At 38.4% G+C, this 4111-nt stretch carries 3 protein-coding genes and 1 pseudogene; 2 read left to right on the top strand and 2 right to left on the bottom strand.

From position 1 onward, the window contains the following. Positions 1-75: 75 nt before the first annotated feature. Together CDZ78_RS06005 and CDZ78_RS06000 are read right to left on the bottom strand one after the other, a co-directional pair. Complete coding sequence (locus CDZ78_RS06005) at positions 76-237, bottom strand: UPF0149 family protein (protein WP_087869189.1); 162 nt, start codon at positions 235-237, stop codon at positions 76-78. A 36-nt stretch (positions 238-273) separates the two neighbouring features. Beyond that, the gene (locus tag CDZ78_RS06000; protein WP_087869188.1) at positions 274-828 is read right to left on the bottom strand and encodes a recombinase family protein; all 555 of its coding nucleotides are present in this window, start codon (positions 826-828) and stop codon (positions 274-276) included. Between the two features lie 153 nt (positions 829-981). Here CDZ78_RS06000 and CDZ78_RS24230 point away from each other — a divergent pair. After that, positions 982-3632 (top strand): annotated as a pseudogene (locus tag CDZ78_RS24230) (Tn3 family transposase); the annotation flags it as partial. A gap of 226 nt (positions 3633-3858) precedes the next feature. After that, a partial coding sequence (locus tag CDZ78_RS05985; protein WP_140413903.1) for a hypothetical protein occupies positions 3859-4111 on the top strand: 253 nt, incomplete at its 3' end.

Below are 4111 nucleotides of genomic sequence, written 5' to 3'. Positions count from 1 at the left end.
AATAATTTTATCAATATGATTTACTTTCTTTGTGGTAAGTTAAAATTCGACTACCCACTGTATTTCACATAGAGCCTAAAATATTTTAGGTAACCATTCACTTGGCTGAATGATGTCGGGCGTAATTACAATAGCATGCATAAACCCTTCTAATTCTTTCAAGTTCATACAACCATTGTCAGGGTCAAGCTGTACAAACATATGATTCAATTTCTTTTGTAATGATTGAGTTAGCATTTTATTATCGTAGTAAGTAATGATGAATGTTGATGACTATTTACCTTTTTTTACATATGCATAAAGCGTTGGTTTTGAAATACCCATCATTTCGCATAATGTATTAATAGGTGTTTTTTTCTGCTCATAAAGCTCAATCAGCAATTTACGCTTTTCTTCATCTAATGATTTTGGTCTTCCACCTTTTTTTCCTCTTGCTCGTGCCGCATCCAGTCCAGCTCGTGTTCTTTCACTAATTAAGTTTCGTTCAAATTCTGCCAGTGCAGCAAATAAGTGAAAAACCAACTTTCCATTAGATGTTGTGGTATCAATGGATTCTTGCAGGCTTTTAAACCCAACACCTTCATTTTCAAGTGTTGTGACCCAATCTATTAGGTCACGAATAGATCGCCCTAGTCGATCTAAACGCCAAACCACTAAAGTATCCCCTGAACGCAGTTGTTCTTTTAATTTATCAAGGCCTGGTCGAGAGGAAACTGTTCCACTGACTTCATCAACAAATATTTTTTCACAGCCGATTTCACGTAAGGCATCTTCTTGTAAATGTAAGTGTTGATCATGCGTTGAAACTCTGGCGTAACCGATGAGCATAAAATAGTTAAATTAAGGTTAAAATATATTTATAGTTTACTATGATTTCTTTACTGAGTTTATTATCTTGTTTTTTGCTAAAAAAGCAAATAAAAAAATAATTTTTAACAGGTAAAGAAAACGATCGTTTTTTTAACTTACTGTTTCCTACCCATGCCAATAGAATTCCTTACTCAAGAACAGCCTAGTCAATACAGACAGTTTTCAGGTGAGCCCAATGAAAATCAATTGGCCAGATATTTTCATTTCGATGATACTGATCTTTTTATCATTAATAGTCGTCGACGAGACCACAATCGTTTTGGCTTTGCGCTACAGCTTGCAACGGTGCGTTTCTTAGGCACTTTCCTTGCTGACCCAAGCAATGTGCCAGAAAGTGCACTAACATTTATAGCAAACCAAATTGGCATTGAAGACATCAGTTGCTTAAAGAAATACATAAAACGTAAGTCAGTACGTTATGAACACACGGCTGAAATACAGCATAAATACGGTTACCACGAATTTAATGCTGGATTATGGCGATTCAAGTTAAGTCGCTTACTTTATACACGGTCTTGGGTTAGTAATGAACGGCCAAGTGTGATGTTTGATTTTTCAACGGCATGGCTCATTCAACATAAAGTGCTTCTGCCTGGCGTTACCACCTTATCACGCTTGATTTCGGAAATTCGTGAGCGAACCAATAATCGCTTATCCTTACGTTTATCAAGCTTACCGGATATGGATCAGAAAGAAAAATTGAATGCCTTATTAAGGGTACCAGAAGGATCAAATTATTCACCATTTGATACTCTACGTCATGGCCCTACAACCATTAGCGGGCCTTCGTTTAATGCGGCTATTGATCGCTATGTGGAATTCAAGTCGATGGGTATTCAGTCGCTTAATTTCAAGCATATCCCGCTTATTAGGCTGAAAAGCCTAGCACGGTATGCTGGCATTACTTCAATGCATAAAATATTACGTATGCAAGAAGATAGGCGCATTGCAACATTAATGGCTTTTGTTTATGTTTTTGAAAGGACGGCACTTGATGATGCTCTTGACGTATTTGATCTACTGTTTACTCAGATCATAATGGAAGCCAAGAAAATTCATCGCCAAAAACGATTGAGATCACTGAAGGATTTGGATAAGTCAGCCTTACTTTTAGCTGATGCTTGTGCCATTATTTTAAAGGAAACATCTCATGACGATGACTTACGTGAAACTATCTTTGCTGCCGTTAGCCAGGAAAATATAGCACAATCGATTACAACGATTAATGAATTATCCTGTTTATCAAATCATAAATTTCAAGATGAAATGGTCGAGCAATATGGACGAGTACGTCGGTTTTTACCGCGTCTACTGGATAAACTTGATTTCAAGGCAGCATCCGCAGGGGAAGAGATGCTTGAGGCTCTTAATTATTTACGCAAGTTAGAAGGAAGTCGCAAGAAAAATATAGAAAATGTACCATTGGATATAATTCCTAAATCTTGGGAGATTTTAGTCTTTGATCAAGATAAGCAAGTTAACAAACGTGCCTATACCCTGTGTGTTATGGATAAGTTACAAGATACACTGCGACGACGAGATATTTACGTTGAAAGTAGTGATCGTTGGGGTGATCCTAGAGAGAAATTATTATACTGAAAATTTGTCGTACGCTTGGCCATCCTCTGGGTGTTGATGAAGCCATAAAATCTCTGACAGATACCCTAGATAGAGCCTATCAACAAGCCGAAGCTAACTTCTCAAAAAATGGTGATGTCCGGATTGAATTAGTCGATGAAAAACCGACACTCACTATTACAAATCTGGATAAATTAGATGAGCTACCCAGCTTGATTAAATTACGTCAGCAGGTGGCTGATTTTCTTCCCCCCATAGATCTTACCGAACTACTTCTGGAAATTCATGCACACACCGGATTTGCTGATGAATTTACGCATATCAGTGAATCTAATTCGCGAGCTGATGACTTAGCCGTCAGTATTTGTGCGGTATTGCTCTCTGAAGCCTGCAATATTGGCATTGATCCGTTTATTAAGCACAATAATCCAGCACTCACGCGACATAGGCTGAATTGGGTTAAACAAAATTATATGCGCGCAGAAACCTTAACAGCTGCGAATAGTCAGTTGGTTGATTACCACATGACCATTCCTATATCTCAGGCATGGGGCGGTGGTGAAGTCGCATCTGCTGACGGCATGCGCTTTGTTACCTCTGTTAAGACCATTAATTCTGGACCTAATAAAAAATATTTTGGTTCGGACAAAGGTATCACTTGGTACAACTTTATATCGGATCAATTTTCAGGATTTCATGGGATTGTTATTCCAGGAACCTTGAGAGATTCGATTTTTGTTTTAGAGGGATTGCTTGAACAGCAAACCGGTTTGAATCCTATTGAAATCATGACCGACACGGCGGGTTCCAGTGAGATGATCTTTGGCTTATTTTGGTTATTGGGATACCAATTTTCACCTCGATTGGCCGATGCGGGAGAATCGTCTTTTTGGCGTATCGATATGGATGCCAATTATGGCAATCTTGATGAACTTGCGAGTAATTGCTTGAAAACAGACCGAATTACTAAACACTGGGATGATATGCTGCGTATTGCTGGTTCACTCAAACTGGGAACGATACAAGCATCAGAACTAATTCGTTCATTACTTAAAAGTGAACGAATTAGTTCATTACTTAAAAGTGAACGAATTAGTTCATTACTTAAAAGTGAACGCCCCTCTAGCTTGGCTCGTGCCATTATTGATGTGGGACGGATCAATAAAACTATTTATCTCATCAGTGTTCCCATTGAAAGAAGAAGTACCTAAACAAAGCAGCCTATAACCTACCTGAAGGTAGCACCACTCGAATATTTCCATCTTTTTGATTTTAATCACTTATAACCGCAAATAGATACTCTGTAGGCACCGTAAAAAAACAACAAATAATTTCAAATAAAACTTGCAATTGCCGAAAAAGTTTTTCTAAAAATTTCCGTTTTAATCACCTCATAAACGGATATCACCCATGCTTAAAGACCTACCACTCTTTGAACATATTCACCAACACTGCAATGAAAGTATGGAACGTGCCCTGTTAGCAGAGCGTCATCCTTTGTGGGCTCGTTCATGCCCAGAGTTGAAGGATATCGACTTTATTCGCCTTGGGTTATTACGCTGTATCAGTGTAGTCGATAGTGGTCGCCATTTCCTCCAAACCAATGAACAGATTTATGGCCAGCTACTTCCCCACTCAACGTATTTTAAATCACTGAAGTCGC

This window comes from Bathymodiolus platifrons methanotrophic gill symbiont, assembly GCF_002189065.1.
Classification (GTDB): Bacteria; Pseudomonadota; Gammaproteobacteria; order Methylococcales; family Methylomonadaceae; genus Methyloprofundus.
Note: the sequence above shows the minus strand (reverse complement) of the source record. Positions and strands in the feature narration are given on the sequence as shown.